Consider the following 17,791-nt stretch of genomic DNA (forward strand, 5'->3'; position numbering starts at 1 on the left):
GTTAATACGCCGCTTTGTTGACAAAGCCTTTGAATACCGTCAGAAAAACAATTTTGATATCGAACCACACGCTCCACTCGCGAATGTATTCGAGGTCAAATTCCACACGTTTTTCCATTTTTTCCAGCGTATCGGTTTCACCGCGCCAGCCGTTGATTTGCGCCCAGCCGGTAATACCCGGTTTCACCTTATGGCGTAACATGTACCCCTCGATCAGCTGGCGGTACTGTTCGTTATGCGCTACCGCATGCGGACGTGGCCCGACGATAGACATTCCCCCGGTCAGCACGTTAATAAACTGCGGTAGTTCATCGAGCGACGTCCGGCGCAGGAAATTACCCACAGGAGTTACGCGCGGATCGTTTTGCGTCGCCTGCGTCACCACCGCGTCGTTTTCCATCACTTTCATTGAGCGAAACTTCCAGACTTTGATTGGTTTTCCGTCCATGCCATAGCGAGTCTGGCGGAAAATCACCGGTCCTTTGGAGGTCAGTTTTACCAGTAGCGCTATGCCACACAGCACCGGAGAAATAAGCAGCAGGATCAGTGAAGCCAGCACGATATCTTCCGCGCGTTTCAACAGGCGATTAATCCCCGAGAGCGGCGTGTCATACAGCGGCACCACCGGAACGCCATTCATCTCTTCAATCCGTGAATGCAGAATGTTGAAGGTAAAGACATCAGGAATAAGGATCACCGAACAGGTGGTGTCGGCCAGCTCACGAACCAGTTTTTTGACGCTGGCGCCATCGCTCATCGACATGGCGATATAAACGTTATGAATACGTGAGGCTTTGGCGTCATCCACCAGCTGTTTCAGATTACCGGCCCAGTCGCGGGAGTTTTTTCCAGGGATAGGATCGTGATAGACACCTGCTACTTCAAATCCCAGCCACGGTTCATGGCGAAAGCTGTCCAATAGCATTTGTCCGGCGGGCAGGTCCCCTGCCACCGCCACCCGGCGAGTGTTATACCCGCGATTACGCAACCATCCCGCGCCGTAGCGAATAAACGAACGGCTCAACACCAGGCCAACGCTGGATAGCAGATACCACGCCAGCCAGACGGCGAGACGGTTATCAAAATCGTTATTAAAGGCGATCAGACCTGCGCAAAAAATCAGACTCAGCGTCCAGTTTTGCAGCAACAGCACCAGCTCAGTGGAAATTTTGACACCGCGCCAGGAGCGATAAAAATCCGTTATGCCACCGAGCATCTGAAAAACGACCAGCGTGATCAGCGCCACCAGCAGGTGCATGTACAGGAAAGGCAAACCGCTTAATTCGCAGATTACCCACAACCCGCCAAACATGATGGTGATATCTGAAAAGCGTTGCACCATCGAAATTAACGACGCATTGGTTTTGGCGCGCTCGCGCTTCTTTAGATGTGTCATCGTGGTTCCTGTTAGTCACCCTTTGCCCAGAATCGGGCAAAGGAAGCACCAGCATTACTGATTCAGTAACGCCAGAAGAGTGCGCGTTCGCGCTTCCATCAACGGAATATCTCCGCGCGATTCCACGTTCAGGCGCACCACCGGTTCGGTATTGGAAGAGCGTAAATTGAAGCGCCAGTCGACAAACGACATGCTGATTCCGTCCGTTCTGTCCACCGACAACGCCTCACGGGAAAAATGCTGCTCCACGCGCGCAATCGCTGCCGTCGGCTCTGCCAGCGTACTGTTTATTTCTCCGCTCGCCGGGTAGGCCACCATCCGGTCGCGGACCAGTTCGCCCAGCGACTGTCCTTTCAGACACAGCAGCTCCGCCACCAGCAGCCACGGGATCATTCCGCTGTCGCAATAGGCAAAATCGCGGAAATAGTGGTGCGCGCTCATTTCGCCACCATAAATGGCATCTTCGTGGCGCATCCGCTCTTTGATAAACGCGTGCCCGGTTTTTGACATCACCGGTTTACCACCTGCCGCCGTCACCACATCCACGGTGTTCCAGGACAGGCGTGGGTCGTGGATAATTTTCGCCCCCGGATTCTTCTCCAGAAACGCTTCCGCCAGCAGGCCGACAATGTAGTAACCCTCAATGAACTGACCTTTTTCATCAAACAGGAAGCAGCGGTCAAAATCACCGTCGAAGGCAATCCCCATATCCGCGCCGTGTTCAATCACTGCATGGCGCGTGTCGGCCCGGCATTCCGGCAGCAGAGGATTGGGAATACCGTTGGGGAAGTTGCCATCCGGCGTGTTGTGAATTTTGATGAACTCGACCGGCACGCCCAGCGCCTTAAAACGGGCTTCAATGGCGTCAACCACCGGACCTGCCGCGCCGTTGCCGGAATTGAGTACCAGCTTCATCGGTTTCAGTTTGGCGGGATTGATGTAACCCAGCAGGTGGTCAATGTAGGCATCACGGGTAGTAATGCGCTGGTAGCGGCCACGTTTTGTCTCATCAACCGTCGGGAAGTCATTGGCTTCCGCCAGGCGCTGCACGTCGCGCAGACCGGTATCTCCGCTGATAGGCCGTGCCCCTTCCCGCACCAGCTTCATGCCGTTGTAATCCATCGGATTATGGCTGGCGGTCACTTCAATACCGCCGTCAATGCCCAGGTGGAAGGTCGCGAAGTAAATCTCTTCGGTGCCCGACATGCCAATATCCAGCACATCCACCCCCGCATCCTGCAGTCCTTTCGCCAGCGCCAGCTTCAGCGTCTCACTGGTCAGGCGCACATCGCCGCCGAGGACAATGGTTTTTGGCTTCAGGAACTCGCCGTAAGCGCGGCCAATACGCCACGCAATATCTTCATTCAGTTCTTCGCCCAGCCTGCCGCGAATATCGTAGGCTTTGAAACAGGTTAATTTCGTCATGATTTACCCTTCTTCAGGCAACAGGAGGCCCTGACTCTTAATGAGCCTTTTAATGAGTGTTAAATGCATTTCCCGGCGCGCTTCGCTTATCGGCCCTACGGTGTTGTAGGCTGGATAAGCGCAGCGCATCCGGCATCAGGTACGCCCGTATCTGTCCGCAAACCGCACCACATCATCCTCATCGAGGTAAGATCCGGAGCGCACTTCAATCAGATCGAGCGGGATTTTCCCCGGGTTCTCCAGACAATGGGTCGCCCCCAGCGGAATATAGACAGACTCGTTTTCAGCGAGCAGTTTGATGTCGTCATTGATTGTCACCTTCGCGGTACCAGCCACCACAACCCAGTGTTCAGCCCGGTGATGATGCATCTGCACGGACAATCCCTCACCGGGTTTAACGGTAATCCGCTTCACCTGGTAACGGTCTCCGGCATCAATAGAGTCGTACTTGCCCCATGGACGGTAAACTTCACGGTGAATATGGTGTTCATGTCGTCCGTCAGCTTTAATTTGCTCCACCACTTTTTTGACGTCCTGCACCGCGTTGCGATCGGCGATCAGCACCGCATCTTTGGTCTGCACCACCACCAGATCCTTCACCCCGACGGTCGTCACCAGGCCAGATTCGGCATACACGTAGCTGTTTTCCGTTTTATGGCTAATGACGTCACCATGATGCACATTACCTTCAGCAGTATGGGCGCTGATTTCCCACAATGATGACCAGGAGCCAACATCGCTCCAGCCTGCGTTCATGGGCATCACCACCGCATCGGCCGTACGCTCCATTACCGCATAGTCCACAGACTCTTCCGGGCAGGCGAGAAACGCCTGTTCATCAACGCGGATAAAATCGAGATCGGGGTCAACCGTACTCATGGCGTTTTCGCAGGCCTCAAGAATGTCGGGGCGATATTTTTTCAGTTCTTCCAGATAGCGCCCGGCCCGGAACAGAAACATGCCGCTGTTCCAGTAGTAGTCGCCGCTCGCCACGTAAGCCTGCGCGGTTTCCAGATTGGGCTTTTCAACAAACTGCGCCACCTCAAAAGCCACGGCGTCGGTATTGGTCGGCGAAACCTCGCCGCGACGGATATAGCCGTAGCCGGTCTCCGGCTGGTCCGGCACGATACCAAACGTCACCAGCTTACCCGCGCTGGCATACGGCATTGCATTGCGAACCGCCTCTCGAAATGCCTCTTCATCGGCAATCATGTGATCGGCCGCCAATACCAACAGCAGCGGATCTTCCCCCGGACTTTGACGTTTTGCCGCCAGCGCGGCCAGCGCTATCGCCGGTGCCGTGTTACGTCCGGCGGGTTCGAGAATAATATTCTCAGTCAGCTTGTGCAGTTGCCGTAGCTGTTCCGCCACAATGAAACGGTGTTGTTCATTACAGATAACTACCGGGCTTTCACACTCCACGCCGTTCAGACGACAGATCGTTGTCTGCAGCATGGTGAGATCGCCTTTCAGACACAGGAACTGCTTTGGATACAGCACGCGGGACAGTGGCCATAAACGGCTACCCGAGCCACCGGCCATCACCACCGGAAAGAGTTTGTTTTGACTCATCATGTACCCCGAATATCTGCAATAAATTGGCTCAGCACGTTTTCTTTATCCAGCGTGCGTTCGGCATACTCACGTGCCACCGTGTTAACTTTTGGCATGGTTAGCGCCTGTTGAATCCCGCCAACCAGCGCATTCACTGATTCAGGCTCGACACACACCGCGATGCCTGGGTGAGCGTCACACAGCTGACCCAACTCGGTCTCAGGTTCGGCGGTAATCACCGCGTTACCGCCAACGGCGAGGATGTTGGTCAGTTTGGAGGGCAATACGGCATCCGCCGCACCGCGCTTTTGTACCACCAGATGGCAGTCCGCCATCTTGAGCAGCGCAGGCAGCGCATCATAAGATTGCAGCGGAAAGAACATCACATTGTTCAGGCAGCGTTCGCCAGACATACTCTCCAGCCGCGCTTTACCCCCGCCCTGCCCGACAATCACAAACAGCCAGGGCTGTTCGCTCAACAGGGCCGCTGCGTCGATCACACTTTCCAGCCCTTGCTTTTCACCGATATTGCCTGAGTAGAGAATGATTTTTTTATCATCAGGCAAGCCCAGTTGCTGGCGCAACGCCAGAGCATCGGCGTCGTTCACGTCACGAAAGCGCGCTACTTCTGACCAGTTCGGAAAGAAAATGACCTTCTGTGCATCAACGCCCTTCTCCTGCGCTTTATTCATCATTGAGCGAGAAATGGTCGAAATATGATCCATATTCAACAGCCCACTGCGCTCAAAGGCGCTGGCCAGTTTTTCCACCGCGCCACGCTTGCCATTGCCCGCCATGCCAAGCCCCAGCATGGCATCAACTTCGTAATCCTGAATATGCAGCAGCGTGCGCGCCCCGGACAGCTTCGCCAGCAGGCGCATGCCCGGCGTACAAAACAGCGTCGGCACTACCCCAATGATGCGATCCGGCTTCCAGCGGCGCTGCGCCAGCAGCGGGAAGAAACTGCTCAGGGCGAAACTGCCTAGATGCAGCAAGCGCTTGAGCGTAGAAGGCTGCTCAGGCACATACAGCGGACAACGCCAGACGATGGCATCGCCCTCTTCACGACGATAGCGCCAGGATGAATAGCGACCGTTGACCTTCCACTGCGGATAATAAGGCGGCGCAGTGATCACCCGTACGTCATGCCCCTGTTGCGCCATCCACTCCACCATTTCACCGGTGTATTTACCGATACCGGTCAACTCCGGCGAATAGTTGATGCCATACACAAGGATCTTCATAGCCCGGGTACTCCGGCCTGACTCTTCTCACAGAAGTAAGCCCGGCTGTTGTCGTGCACGTGGTCACTGGCCAGGATCTCTTCAATTGTCAGCCAGCGGTACGCGTCATGTTGAACATCAGGCAGTTGCAGGTCGTTTTCCGACACCCGCAGACGAAATCCCAGCACGATGTAATGCGTTGAGAAATCTTCCCCGGAAAAGTTGTCGTCATAGAAGTGCTGCCAGACCCCGTAAAACTCTGCAGCGGACAGCGGTAAACGTAACCCCAGCTCAGCGTCAGTCAGCCGCTCAAAGGCCGCGCGCAGCGGTTCATCTTTTTGCACCCGACCGCCGGGCACGAACCAGTACCCCTGCGCCGGACGATTGAGGCGCTTGCCAAGCAGAAATTCGCCTTGGGCGTTTTCCACGATCAAATCGATGGAAATCAGCGGAGTTGAACGTACAACGGTGGCAAAATCCTCATGACGTAAAAACATGCTTACCCCCGGTAACGCTGCTGGTTTTCAAGGAACCACTGATATGTACTGGCAAGCCCCGCTTCCAGAGATATCTCGTGATACCAGCCCAACTGATGCAGACGCGTAACATCGAGTAATTTGCGCGGCGTGCCGTCCGGTTTGCCGGCGTCAAACACCACGCGCCCCTTGTAACCCACGACCTGCGCGATAGTCTGGGCCAGTTCACGGATGGTGCAGTCCACGCCAGTGCCCACGTTGATATGCGACAGCATTGGTTGGGTATATTCCTGCAACACTTCCTGAGCCAGATCCATCACGTGGATACTGGCCGCCGCCATATCGTCGACATGCAGAAATTCACGCATTGGCGTCCCGCTTCCCCACACCACCACATCCGGCGTATTTTGCTCGCGAGCCTCATGAAAGCGGCGCAGCAGCGCCGGGATCACATGCGAATTACTCGGATGAAAGTTGTCATGCGGTCCGTACAGATTGGTCGGCATCACCGAGCGATAATCGCGGCCATACTGTCGGTTATACGATTCGCACAGCTTGATACCGGCAATTTTGGCAATCGCATACGGCTCATTGGTCGGCTCCAGTTGCCCTTGCAAGAGTTCACTTTCGGCGATTGGCTGGGTGGCTTGCTTGGGATAAATACAGGATGACCCGAGGAACAACAGTTTATTCACGTTATGCAGATGCGCTGCATGAATAATGTTGCTCTCAATCATCATATTTTCATAAATAAAATCAGCAGGATAAGTATTGTTCGCCACAATCCCCCCCACTTTTGCCGCCGCCAGATAAACCTGGTCAATACGTTCAGCGGCAAAGAACGCCTGCACCGCACCGGCGTCCAGCAGATTAAGCTGGTCGCGGGTACGCAGCACCAGTTCTACGTTATCTCGCTGCGCCAGTTGTCTGACGATGGCGGCCCCCACCATCCCGCGATGGCCCGCCACAAAAATACGTTGTGTCTTCATCCTCAGTACTCCAGCGCGATAGCGACCTCGTAACCGTGCGACTTGAGCAGGGAATGTTTCTTCGCCGCATCAAGATCGTTGGCAACCATTTCCGAGATCATCTGGCGCAGCGTGATTTCCGGTTTCCAGCCCAGTTTTTCATGTGCTTTGGCCGGATCGCCCAGCAGCGTTTCCACCTCAGCCGGACGGAAGTAGCGCGGGTCAACGGCAATCATGACATCCCCGGGTTTCACCCCCGGCGCATCGTGTCCGGTCACAGAAACCACAATGCCTTTTTCATTCACGCCCTCACCTTCAAAACGCAGTTTGATACCCAGTTGCGCCGCCGCCATTTCTACAAACTGACGCACGGAATACTGCACGCCGGTGGCAATCACGAAATCTTCCGGCTTATCCTGCTGCAGCATCATCCACTGCATCCTGACGTAATCTTTGGCATGCCCCCAGTCGCGCAGTGAATCCATGTTGCCCAGGTACAGGCAAGACTCCAGCCCCTGAGCGATGTTGGCGATCGCCCGGGTAATTTTGCGAGTGACAAAGGTTTCGCCGCGGCGCGGAGATTCGTGGTTGAACAGAATGCCGTTACAGGCATACATCCCGTAAGACTCGCGGTAGTTGACGGTGATCCAGTAGGCGTACAGCTTGGCAACGGCATACGGTGAACGCGGATAGAACGGCGTGCTCTCTTTCTGCGGGATTTCCTGTACCAGACCGTACAGCTCAGAGGTGGACGCCTGATAAAAACGGGTCTTTTTCTCCAGACCAAGGAAGCGGATCGCCTCCAGCAAACGCAAGGTGCCGATCGCATCAACGTCTGCGGTGTATTCCGGTGAGTCAAACGACACCGCGACGTGACTCATGGCGCCCAGGTTATAGACCTCATCCGGTTGGACCTCTTTTAAAATACGGGTCAGGTTGGATGAATCCGTCAAATCACCATAGTGCAGATGAAATTTGGGATTGCCTGAATGCGGATCCTGGTAGATGTGGTCCACACGTTCGGTGTTGAATGATGAAGCGCGACGCTTAATACCGTGTACTTCGTACCCTTTTTCCAGCAGGAGTTCTGCCAGGTAAGAACCATCCTGCCCGGTTACGCCAGTAATGAGAGCGACTTTTGACATGTTATAACCTCTTCAGTGATCCCCTCAGGGAGTAACTTTCTCGACGCGTTCGCGCGTGACTACTGCGGGATTTCCCCGACAAATGACATTTGCTGGCAGCGATTTAAATACGCTGCTTCGTGCTCCAACGACGGTGCCATCGCCAATCGTCACGCCAGGCGCGACAAAGACATCTGTCGCCAGCCAGCATTTAGCGCCAACCACAATCGGCGTGGCGTTAATATCAAAATGTTGACTGGCATAATCATGACTCCCGGTGCATAAATAACTTTTTTGCGAAATAACCGCATGGGCGCCAATCGTAATATCACCTAACGTATATAAAACCGCGTCGTCACCCACCCAGGCATAATCTCCCAGGGTTAATTTCCACGGATAAGTAATTTTTACTGAAGGCCGAATGACTACGTTTTTTCCTATTTTTGCGCCAAACATTCGTAATAAAAATGCACGCCAGCGATACATGACCTGTGGAGACCAGCGAAATAATGTTGCTTGCACCGCCCACCATAATTGCACTTTAATAGCACCACCGCCGCGAAAACCTCCAGGCACTTTAAATCCGCTTAAGTCCTGCATAATATGCCCTTACGTTTTCCCATATAAGGTTTTTGTTTTACCGGTTGTGCGCAGACGTAAATATTCTGACAAACCGGTCCAAAAACCTGGCATGTGTAATATCTGGCGCTGTACTTTTTTGGCATCCCGACACAATTCCAGATTATTCGTCGTTGACACTCCGCCCATAGAAAACTCCGATACCAACCCGCTCAACTTTTTAAAAGCGTAACCGGACTTGTATAATTGGGCTGCCAACGCGTAATCAGACGATATTTTATATTGCAAATCATAATGCCAGACATTCAGTCCTGAGAGCGGAAAGAATATCGCCTGATGACTGGCGGGCAGGCTGTGATAAATATACCAACCCGGTTTTGCCCGGCGCTTAATTTTGTTGCCATTGCCGAAATCCAGCAACGCATCTCCAATGACCATGGTTTGGTCGCTCTGCATTTTTAGCTGGCGGATAAAATGTGCCGCATCCGCATGCAGAATATCCCCGGAGTTGAGGAACAGCGCGAACCGTCCGCGCGCCATCGCGATGCCTTTGTTCATCGCATCATAGATGCCGTTATCCGGCTCGCTGACAAACCGTAACCGGTGTTCCCCACTGAGCCCTTCAAGAAACGCCGACGTACCATCCGAGGAGCCGCCATCAACAACAATCCACTCAAAACTGATATCACCCGCTTGCGCCAGATGTGCCAGCGATGCGTGAGTTTTGACGATCCCTTCCAGATTGCGAAAGGCGACGGTAATGATACTGAGCAGCATGTGAGTTACCTCGCGATATTCAGCGCCTTGCGCAATATAAACGGACACACAATTAAAAATGCGTATTCCGGACTAAATACTGAACCTGTAAAAAACAGTGACAACGGTGTAAAAAGATAAAGCTGCACCCGATAATTCTGATTATCGCCAAACGCATTGATCATCATTTTCATGACCTTCCCCATGTACCATAGGGCTAATATCACCGCGAACCATGAAAAATAAATAATCAGCAGATACAAACCATTGTCTATTGTTTTACCGACATCTGCACCGTTAAAAATTCCGAATGACGCAACGTATTCATAAAGTGAGCCAAATCTCACTACGCCATCAACATTCAGTAATGAATAACCGACCATCACCAATGGTCCTACGATACGATAATACGATGACGAACCTTCAGTTCCTAAATCACCAAGCCGCGTTGCGATGTACGGAAAAGCAAATATCACCCCAACTAAAAACACGCTTAATGAGATTATCGCCAGCGGTAGCTTCTTTTTTATCGCATCCTTATTCAGGTACTGAAACGCCCACTCCAGGAGGTAAAACAAAATAAACGTCATTACCCCTGAAAACGATCCTGATAATATAATCCCTGCCAGAATCATAGCATCGGACTTAGGTGTTTTGATACCAAACTGTTTGATACTGAGCCAAATTGAGATTAACGCCAGAGCGAAGAATGCCGGTTCGAAATAGAGCGCAGTGGTACGTTTCCCACCAAACTTAATAAAGTTCAGAACATAGCTGTTACTGTAAATAAGATATTTCGAAATAACTTCCATTAAACTGCTGCCGCCGCTGAGAATTATCTGCGCCATTTCAACCGCAGCTAACCCCACCACCAGTCCCACTACCAGCCAGAAAAACCGCAAGATCTTAGCGTAGTTATGCGGCGAAATGGTTTTGAAGCGAATACTCCACACCATGCCAATGATCACCACGGTATAAACAAACAGCATCGCTGACGTTACGTACTTACTGGCATCCAGTGATTGACCGAACAGGTAGTTAAACGCCGTCAGCCCGCCCCCTACCCCCAGTGCGATCATTAATTTTTTGATATTGATGCGCTCGACAAACAGCAACAGCAGAACGGGTAAGAAGGTGACGATAGTTATCGGGAAGCTCTCGCCAAGCTGGGCGAGTTTGACGTTAACCAGCAGATAAAGCAGCGGTAGCACCAGATAGCTACAGATTCTGATAGAACGAGACATATTCCTCCAGCATCTGTTGCCCACTGTATGCCACCCGACTGCGTTGACTGAACGCGGTAAGGGACGTGTCAAATACCGCCTGCGCAATGTCTGATTTTTTCAGCTGCACCAGCTGCAATACGTCCGCTTCGCTGAACGTTTTGCCGCCTGATTTGGCCAGCACTTCCTGCGCGGCATCGCTGTGCGTGGCAATTACCGGTACGCCGATGGAAAGCGCTTCACACAAAATCAGCGGGTAGTTATCGACACGGGAGCTGAACACCAGTCCATCCATCTGGTTAAGCGCACTCATCAACGTGCGCTTATCGCTCTCAAAACCGTGGTTGATGACGTTATCTCCCGCAAATGGCGAAAATTTGCCGAAGGTATGCAGCTCAATTTTGTCCCCAAGCGCGCTAATCGCTCGCACCAGTTGTTGACTGGTTTTGCCGTCATAGCGCAGGTCATGAGCCACCACGGCAATTTTCGGCCGACCGCTCTCCGCAGGCATCGCGGGTAGTTCGGCAAGAATGGCTTCGGTTGCCACATCAATGCCATTATTGATAACGCGGCAGCGTCCCACGCCATACAGGCTGTTGAATGCGTCGGCCACATGTTGACTGGGCGAGATAAACTGGCAGCCCAGCGCCAACATGGCACGGAACATCTGCCGCTTACCGGGCAACTGCTGATGGGCTTTATCGACTTTTACCGGCGGATAGTTGCTGAGCGTTGGGCATTTCTGACAGCCCGTTTTCCAGCCTTCGCAGCCATCGGTAAAGGCACAGCGCCCGGTCACGCTCCAATGATCGTGCAGCGTCCAGACGAAAGTGATATCCGGTTTATGCGCCTTCACTTTTTGGCAAAAGGTCACCACCTCTTCCAGGTTCAACCAGTAGCTGTGCAACACGTGAAAATGCAGTACCAGTGGGCCGCTGGTGCAGGTAACTTCACGGTATAACTTGTTGAGATTGCCAAACATGTCGCGGTTCGCGAAACGAAATAGCGCAATATTCGCCACCGATGTCAGACGCGGCGTATGTTTGATAACATGCGGATAATCCCTGTGGCTGGCGCTTTTCTTGCCACCTTTGCCATAGCCGTACACAAAGCGCGACGACAGTCCTTTTTCCAGCGACCTCAGATGCAAATCTAACGCCACGCCTGCTGCACCACCTTCTGCGAGTCGCACATTAAACTGTAATATCTTCATTTTATTACCTTCACCCGTGCCTTCTCGCCCACGACCAGCGTATTGTCCGGGACGCTATCCACCACGACGCTCCCGGCGCCAATCGTCACGTTATCTCCAATAGCAACGTCGCCGAGCAGAGTGACATTGGCCCCCAACTCAACGCCGTTACCGATGACCGGACAAGATGGATCGTTGGCACCAAGATTGCCGATAGTGACGCCGTGGCGTAGGGTAAAATCATCCCCCGCCACCACGTTTTTATTGATAACCACCCCATAACCATGATGGATGGTGAAACGACGACCGATTGATGCAGCAGCCTGAATTTCATAGCCAAACAGGCATTCGGTGATAAGGCGATACAGCACCAGCACCGGCGCCGCCCACAGGTTGTTTATGATGTTTTTTTTACGCCAGACGGAGCAAAAATGGGCAATCCGATAGGCCACCACCATGCAGCAGGGGCGCAGACTCCAGCCGTTCGCGCGTAAATCTTCCAGCATACTTAGCGTCCTCGCAGTCCGTCGGCCAGACGCTTACTGTTGCGAACAGAAAGCAGCGTCAGCAGCGTGCGCCAGTTCATCCGTTTGTTGCGGATCTGATAGAGGGTAAACAACTGATATTTCTTGCTGGCCCGGTCAAATTTGCCTTTGTGCTTGCGGTAAAACTGAAAGTAGCCGGAGAATTTATTCGGCGATGAGGTAATACGCATCTCGCCGTGATTCACATGCAGGATCTGCGTCGCCTCTTTGACCTTCCACGGTTTGCCATACGCCACCACCATGCGCAGGAAGATGTCGTAATCCTGCGCCGCTTTCAGCGTGGTATCGAACAGGCATGCTTTAAACCGCCATGCCCAGGTAAATACCTGATTACCAATGATGTTGCGCTTATAAAACCTGCGGCGTGAATAAACGGACTTCGGATAGAGCGGCAGACTGGTCGGCTGCGAATACACTTCGCCCTCACAGACATAGTCATTGGCATACAGAAACGCCCGTGTGACCAGTTGATGCCGATACTGCAGGAACACGCTCAGGCGGTTCGGCGTCCATTCATCATCATCATCAATCCCCGTAATGTATTGCCCGTTGGCCAGCATAATGGCCTGATTACGCACCGCACAGGCCCCGGAGTTGGTGGAATTATGCGTATACGACACGCGCGGATCGTTGAGTTCCTCAACAAACTGCTGCAACTGCTCATATGAGGAAGAGCAATCATCCACAATGATCATCTCCCAGTGAGGGTAGTCCTGGCGCAACACCGATTTAATCGCCCGAATGGCCAGCTGCTGGCGGTTCCAGGTTGGCATATAAATTGAAATTAGCGGGTTTTCTGTCGTCATTTTCGTTTCCGGATAGATACGCTTTTGTAGGCCGGATAAGGCGTTTTCGCCGCATCCGGCAGGGTTGGTGATTTATTTCGCATCCGACGTGTATTCGTATTCGTAGTAGCCGTAATCCTGATACCCGCTGGCACGGCGGAAGATCGAGTTGAGGATCACCCCTTTCACCTGAATGCCGTTTTGCTCGAAGCGACTCAGGCTGGTTTCCACCTCTTTCAGCGTGTTGACCGCATAACGCGCCACCATCAGCGTGGTGCCGACATGACGGCCAACAATCGCCGCGTCGGTCACCGCCAGAATTGGTGGGGTGTCAATCAACACCAGGTCATAGTGCGAGCTGGCCCAGGCAATCAGTTCGCCGAAACGTTCGCTCATCAACAGCTCGGAAGGATTGGGAGGGATTTGACCACGAGGGATCAGATCAAAATGCGGAATCGATGTCGGTTTGGCGCTGGATGAGATATCCCCCTTGCCAATCAGGATCTCAGACAGGCCGTTGACGTTATTGGTCCCCAGCAGTTCGTGGGTATAGCCTTTGCGCATATCGCAGTCGATCAACAGCACGCGTTTGTTGGTCTGGCTGATGACTGCCGCCAGGTTGGCGCAGACAAACGTTTTACCAATCGACGGGCTGACGCCGGTCAGCATCAACACGTTGTTACGCGCCTGCATCATGGCAAAGTGCAGGCTGGTACGCAGGCTACGGACCGCTTCTATGGCGAGATCCGTTGGATTCCCCACGGCCAACAGCTGGCTTTGCTTGTAGCGTTTCACACCTTTAATGGTCTGAACGTTATCACGCGCTTTTTGCCATTCAGATAGCGGAATACTGGCATACACGCTGATACCATGCTCTTCCAGCGCCTGCGGGCTTTCAATACCGCGATTAAACAGAGAACGCAGCAGTACGCCCACCACCGAAAGCATTAAACCGAGAATGATACTGCCGAGAATAATCAGCGCCGTTTTCGGCTTCAGCACGCCAGGTTGGGCAATCGCGGGATCGACAATGCGCACATCACCGACCGTACTGGCCTCGGTAATCTTCAGTTCCTGTTGCTTGTTCAGCAACTGCATATAGACCTGCTGACCGGACTCCACATCACGCGTCAGACGAACAATTTCCTGCTGCGTTTTCGGCATCGCCGTTACGCGCCCGTTCAGCTTACTTTTCTCATCTTCCAGCGCCTGGCGTTTTTCCAGCAGCGTGCGGTACGCCGGATGCGCTTTGGTGAACAGCTTGGAAATCTCCGCTTCTTTGAAGGTCAGTTCATTCAGCTGCGCATCGATATTCACCATCGAATCCAGCACCGCTTTGGCTTCCAGCGGCAAATCCACGGAGTCTTTATCCTGACGAAAGGCGTTCAGCTTGTTTTCAGCAACGTCCAGCCGATTACGCACCTCAGGCAGTTGCTTTGCCAGAAACGCCAGACTTTTGGCAGCCTCTTCGGATTTACGTTCCACGTTTTGTTGCAGATAGTTGCGGGTAATACTGTCGAGGATCTGGCGGATTTGCTCGCGGTCTTCACCGGTAAACGTCAGGCTCAATACGCCGGTGTCTTTGCCTGTTTCCGCCACCATCAGATTATTTTGCAGGGTGTTTATCATGCCCAGCGTGGAGAATTTGCTGACGGTAAATTGGCTCTCCGGGCTGGCATGAATCGCCTCAACCAGCATCGTCACGCCATCGTGTTCCAACACTTTGCCGACTTGCCCCCGGGCGCTAAAACCCCCGTCACTCACCAGTTGATAGCTTGTGTCATTCAGCACATTGAGCGTGAAGGTCTGTTCATTCATTGCCTTTGGCAGCGTGAAGGTGGTCACATTAACCGTTTCGTTCTGGCGGCCCATCAGCCGGTCCCAGCCCGCGCCAAAAATAGGGAATGTATCTTTGGTAACGGCGATATCGAGGTTAAGATCGTCTACCGTTTTCCCTAATACCAGACGCGACTGGATGAGCTGAATTTCCGCTTCCGAGGCCGGCGGTTTGTTCGACAACGCCGAGCCAATATCCTGCACCAGTGAATTTCCGGTATTTTGCTCAATTTGCACCAGCGCGTCCGCACTGTAGATGGGTGTGGCGAACAGCGTGTAGACCGCGGCACACAATGCAAAAGCCGTGGTAATACCTAATACCCACCAGCGGGCTTCCACCACCGTTGCAACCAGACGACCAATATCGATTTCATCATTGCCCGTTACCGGCGCAGCAGACTGTTTAACTTTTTCTGTCATTGTTTTCCCTGCTCTGCGTTCAGTGCCTGAGCCCATTGGCGGGCAGACCGTTCAAGTAATGCGTACACCGCGTCAAACGCATCACGGCTTTTACGATACGGATCGGGAATTTCGCGCTCGCTGTCCCAGTGCCCAAAAAGCATCACTTTGCCGCGCATCTCCGGCACCATTTCACACAAGGCAGAGATATGGCGCTTTTCCATGGTCAGGATCAGGTCATACTCCCGGCACATTCGTCCCGAGATCTGCCGGGCACAATGATTATCCAGTGACAGGTTGTGCTCCTGCGCCACGCTAATAGCACACGGATCCGCGCCTTTCCCCACCAGCGCCCCAAGACCGGCTGAAGAGACCGTTAACGCCGGATGAAATTGCCTTAATAAGCGCTCTGCCGTCGGGGAACGACAAATGTTCCCCACACAGACAACTAAGATTTTGTTAAACATGATGATTACCAGTTGTGAAGGTCGCTGGCCGTGTCCGTCATATAGCGAACACCGCTAATAGTCGGCAGCAACTGATTGATCAAACGGTTCCAGCGAGCAACCGGCGCGGTAGTGACGTACACCACATCGTATGGCTGGAGTCGGAATGATGTTGCCATCACCAGCGACGTCGCATCGGACATATCAAGCTGATAGATATTGGCGATCTTGCCGTTGTTCCCGCCCTCACCTTTCAATGGTCGAATAACGAAAATGCCGCTGGCATTGGAGGTGGTCAGGTCAATACCTTCGGCATTGCCCAGCGCTTCGGTAAGCGTCATGCCGCTGAAGTCCATTTTGAGGGTGCTCTGTTTTTTCACTTCCCCCATTACGAAGACTTTCAGATCGTCATTACGCGGAACAAACAGAATGTCGCCAGGATAGAGCAGCCGGTTCTGGCTCAGGTCGCCATTTTGCATCAGCGCTTGCAGTGAAATACGTTGCTCCTGCCCTTTATGAGTCAGTACAACGTTGCGCCAGTCTGCTGCCTCGGTGAGACCGCCAGCGGCGTTAATGGCATCGAGAACGGTAAGCGGTACGTTGGTGATGGCCTGCTGGCCGGATTTGTTCACCTGCCCGGAGACATAGGCCTTCTGCGAGCGGAAAGCGGCGATATTAACGTCCACCTGCGGGTCAGCAATGTACTTCGCTAAGCGCCCGGTAATATCACTACGAATCTCTGCCAACGTTTTTCCCACCACGCTGACTTTGCCGATGTAGGGGTAAAACATGGTGCCATCAGGCTGCACCCAGTTGCCGGTATCGCTTGAGCTACGGTACTGCCCAGCTGGCGTGGTGAGTTCAGGATGGTCCCAGACGGTCACATTCAGGACATCCCCCGGGCCGACCCGGTACTGATATCCGGAAATCTCCTGGTCCAGCGACATATTTGGCTGGGCAACATTTGGTCGAGGACGTAATTGTTCGACCAGCCGTGGCGTAAGTGGATAAACATTCACCATGCGATCGATATCAAAATCAGCGTCCTGCTGTTTAATCACATCTTTGCCCATCGTAGACATATTGCTGCCCGGAAGCACGGTACAACCGTTTATCAAGATCACCGATACCAATACTGGCATCAATTTAAGTTTGGATTTCATCATTGATTATTTATCACTTTGGCAGAGTATTTATCACATGCAATCTAAATAGCGACTTCGCCTGTACGTATTTACCTTGCCGTTAATTGAAATGGAATTTAACTGGCATCAGTCCTAAAAAAAATGAATTCATCTGCGGTCTCTTGACAGAATAATTTAGGCTTGTTTCAGGCGACCAGACACGCTACCGCCCCTGGCTTCACTAGCTACCAATGCACTGATTAATTTAAATTTTTATCTTCTCCTTTATTTTCATCACATTTACAGCGTTAACGCATCGGGAATGGCGCCACTGATTGATGAGGAAATATTTATCTTTTGATTATTACCGCAAGAATTGTTGCAGCTATGCGAATATCAGGCAAGATAACAAACCGCCGATACCTGGCTTTTAAGATTAATATTAAGCGTCGGTTTTATATATTTTTAGGATTTTATTGATATTGACAATATTGATATAGAAATATTCCACCTGCGATATTTCCTAAATATATTTAGATTAATAAAATCATTTCCTGTAGTTACATTAAGGCTATTATCCTGCATCAGTTCTGATATAACCGACAGAGAAATCCCGGTGATGCTGCCAACTTACTGATTTAGTGTATGATGGTGTTTTTGAGGTGCTCCAGTGGCTTCTGTTTCTATCAGCTGTCCCTCCTGTTCAGCTACTGACGGGGTGGTGCGTAACGGCAAAAGCA

General features: G+C 52.4%; 17 protein-coding genes. 1 reads left to right on the forward strand and 16 read right to left on the reverse strand.

Annotated elements, in window-relative coordinates:
- Position 1: 1 nt before the first annotated feature.
- From wcaJ to ACHHZ7_RS16895, 16 genes are all read right to left on the reverse strand, one after another.
- Positions 2–1,396: an undecaprenyl-phosphate glucose phosphotransferase gene (gene wcaJ, locus ACHHZ7_RS16820; protein ID WP_060683576.1), complete on the reverse strand. Its 1,395-nt coding sequence runs from the start codon at positions 1,394–1,396 to the stop codon at positions 2–4.
- Positions 1,397–1,450: 54 nt separating this feature from the next.
- On the reverse strand, positions 1,451–2,821 hold the full coding sequence (gene cpsG, locus ACHHZ7_RS16825) for a colanic acid biosynthesis phosphomannomutase CpsG (RefSeq protein WP_060683575.1): 1,371 nt from the start codon (positions 2,819–2,821) through the stop codon (positions 1,451–1,453).
- A gap of 135 nt (positions 2,822–2,956) precedes the next feature.
- A complete protein-coding gene (gene cpsB, locus ACHHZ7_RS16830; RefSeq protein ID WP_008785192.1) occupies positions 2,957–4,393 on the reverse strand; it encodes a mannose-1-phosphate guanyltransferase in 1,437 nt (478 codons plus the stop codon).
- A complete protein-coding gene (wcaI, locus tag ACHHZ7_RS16835) occupies positions 4,393–5,619 on the reverse strand; it encodes a colanic acid biosynthesis fucosyltransferase WcaI (protein ID WP_060683574.1) in 1,227 nt (408 codons plus the stop codon). The genes cpsB and wcaI overlap by 1 nt, the downstream gene beginning before the upstream one ends.
- Positions 5,616–6,095, reverse strand: a complete 480-nt coding sequence (locus ACHHZ7_RS16840; protein ID WP_048215960.1) for a GDP-mannose mannosyl hydrolase — start codon at positions 6,093–6,095, stop codon at positions 5,616–5,618. Before ACHHZ7_RS16840 ends, wcaI begins: the two co-directional genes overlap by 4 nt.
- A gap of 2 nt (positions 6,096–6,097) precedes the next feature.
- Positions 6,098–7,063 (reverse strand): GDP-L-fucose synthase, encoded by a 966-nt coding sequence (locus ACHHZ7_RS16845; RefSeq protein ID WP_060683573.1) that lies wholly within the window; start codon positions 7,061–7,063, stop codon positions 6,098–6,100.
- A gap of 2 nt (positions 7,064–7,065) precedes the next feature.
- Positions 7,066–8,187, reverse strand: coding sequence for a GDP-mannose 4,6-dehydratase (gene gmd / locus ACHHZ7_RS16850; protein ID WP_048235024.1), 1,122 nt, complete (start codon positions 8,185–8,187; stop codon positions 7,066–7,068).
- Between the two features lie 24 nt (positions 8,188–8,211).
- Entirely contained in the window at positions 8,212–8,766 is a 555-nt protein-coding gene (wcaF, locus tag ACHHZ7_RS16855) for a colanic acid biosynthesis acetyltransferase WcaF (RefSeq protein ID WP_048235022.1), read from the reverse strand.
- Positions 8,767–8,775: 9 nt separating this feature from the next.
- Positions 8,776–9,522 (reverse strand): colanic acid biosynthesis glycosyltransferase WcaE, encoded by a 747-nt coding sequence (gene wcaE / locus ACHHZ7_RS16860; RefSeq protein ID WP_008785198.1) that lies wholly within the window; start codon positions 9,520–9,522, stop codon positions 8,776–8,778.
- A 5-nt stretch (positions 9,523–9,527) separates the two neighbouring features.
- Positions 9,528–10,745: a colanic acid polymerase WcaD gene (gene wcaD, locus ACHHZ7_RS16865; protein WP_060683572.1), complete on the reverse strand. Its 1,218-nt coding sequence runs from the start codon at positions 10,743–10,745 to the stop codon at positions 9,528–9,530.
- Positions 10,720–11,937 carry a colanic acid biosynthesis glycosyltransferase WcaC gene (wcaC, locus tag ACHHZ7_RS16870; protein WP_060683571.1) on the reverse strand — a complete coding sequence of 406 codons (1,218 nt, stop codon included), beginning with the start codon at positions 11,935–11,937 and terminating at the stop codon, positions 10,720–10,722. The genes wcaD and wcaC overlap by 26 nt, the downstream gene beginning before the upstream one ends.
- Positions 11,934–12,422 (reverse strand): colanic acid biosynthesis acetyltransferase WcaB, encoded by a 489-nt coding sequence (gene wcaB, locus ACHHZ7_RS16875; RefSeq protein ID WP_008785201.1) that lies wholly within the window; start codon positions 12,420–12,422, stop codon positions 11,934–11,936. Before wcaB ends, wcaC begins: the two co-directional genes overlap by 4 nt.
- 2 nt (positions 12,423–12,424) lie before the next feature.
- On the reverse strand, positions 12,425–13,267 hold the full coding sequence (gene wcaA / locus ACHHZ7_RS16880) for a colanic acid biosynthesis glycosyltransferase WcaA (RefSeq protein ID WP_008785202.1): 843 nt from the start codon (positions 13,265–13,267) through the stop codon (positions 12,425–12,427).
- 72 nt (positions 13,268–13,339) lie between these two features.
- Positions 13,340–15,502, reverse strand: a complete 2,163-nt coding sequence (wzc, locus tag ACHHZ7_RS16885; RefSeq protein WP_191215612.1) for a tyrosine-protein kinase Wzc — start codon at positions 15,500–15,502, stop codon at positions 13,340–13,342.
- Positions 15,499–15,948, reverse strand: a complete 450-nt coding sequence (gene wzb, locus ACHHZ7_RS16890; RefSeq protein WP_008785204.1) for a low molecular weight protein-tyrosine-phosphatase Wzb — start codon at positions 15,946–15,948, stop codon at positions 15,499–15,501. Before wzb ends, wzc begins: the two co-directional genes overlap by 4 nt.
- A 5-nt stretch (positions 15,949–15,953) precedes the next feature.
- The gene (locus ACHHZ7_RS16895; protein ID WP_003834266.1) at positions 15,954–17,093 is read right to left on the reverse strand and encodes a polysaccharide export protein; all 1,140 of its coding nucleotides are present in this window, start codon (positions 17,091–17,093) and stop codon (positions 15,954–15,956) included.
- 628 nt (positions 17,094–17,721) lie between these two features.
- Between ACHHZ7_RS16895 and ACHHZ7_RS16900 the strand changes: the two genes are divergently transcribed.
- Positions 17,722–17,791: IS1 family transposase (locus ACHHZ7_RS16900; protein WP_001680836.1), on the forward strand; the 70-nt coding region annotated here is incomplete at its 3' end.

The sequence above is a fragment of the Citrobacter freundii complex sp. 2024EL-00216 genome (assembly GCF_043945515.1).
Classification (GTDB): domain Bacteria; phylum Pseudomonadota; class Gammaproteobacteria; order Enterobacterales; family Enterobacteriaceae; genus Citrobacter; species Citrobacter portucalensis.

Bases quoted from the DNA above. Each gene is read 5' to 3' on its own strand.
- wcaJ (WP_060683576.1), bottom strand. From the start codon at position 1,396: ATGACACATCTAAAGAAGCGCGAGCGCGCCAAAACCAATGCGTCGTTA.
- cpsG (WP_060683575.1), bottom strand. From the start codon at position 2,821: ATGACGAAATTAACCTGTTTCAAAGCCTACGATATTCGCGGCAGGCTG.
- cpsB (WP_008785192.1), bottom strand. From the start codon at position 4,393: ATGAGTCAAAACAAACTCTTTCCGGTGGTGATGGCCGGTGGCTCGGGT.
- wcaI (WP_060683574.1), bottom strand. From the start codon at position 5,619: ATGAAGATCCTTGTGTATGGCATCAACTATTCGCCGGAGTTGACCGGT.
- ACHHZ7_RS16840 (WP_048215960.1), bottom strand. From the start codon at position 6,095: ATGTTTTTACGTCATGAGGATTTTGCCACCGTTGTACGTTCAACTCCG.
- ACHHZ7_RS16845 (WP_060683573.1), bottom strand. From the start codon at position 7,063: ATGAAGACACAACGTATTTTTGTGGCGGGCCATCGCGGGATGGTGGGG.
- gmd (WP_048235024.1), bottom strand. From the start codon at position 8,187: ATGTCAAAAGTCGCTCTCATTACTGGCGTAACCGGGCAGGATGGTTCT.
- wcaF (WP_048235022.1), bottom strand. From the start codon at position 8,766: ATGCAGGACTTAAGCGGATTTAAAGTGCCTGGAGGTTTTCGCGGCGGT.
- wcaE (WP_008785198.1), bottom strand. From the start codon at position 9,522: ATGCTGCTCAGTATCATTACCGTCGCCTTTCGCAATCTGGAAGGGATC.
- wcaD (WP_060683572.1), bottom strand. From the start codon at position 10,745: ATGTCTCGTTCTATCAGAATCTGTAGCTATCTGGTGCTACCGCTGCTT.
- wcaC (WP_060683571.1), bottom strand. From the start codon at position 11,937: ATGAAGATATTACAGTTTAATGTGCGACTCGCAGAAGGTGGTGCAGCA.
- wcaB (WP_008785201.1), bottom strand. From the start codon at position 12,422: ATGCTGGAAGATTTACGCGCGAACGGCTGGAGTCTGCGCCCCTGCTGC.
- wcaA (WP_008785202.1), bottom strand. From the start codon at position 13,267: ATGACGACAGAAAACCCGCTAATTTCAATTTATATGCCAACCTGGAAC.
- wzc (WP_191215612.1), bottom strand. From the start codon at position 15,502: ATGACAGAAAAAGTTAAACAGTCTGCTGCGCCGGTAACGGGCAATGAT.
- wzb (WP_008785204.1), bottom strand. From the start codon at position 15,948: ATGTTTAACAAAATCTTAGTTGTCTGTGTGGGGAACATTTGTCGTTCC.
- ACHHZ7_RS16895 (WP_003834266.1), bottom strand. From the start codon at position 17,093: ATGATGAAATCCAAACTTAAATTGATGCCAGTATTGGTATCGGTGATC.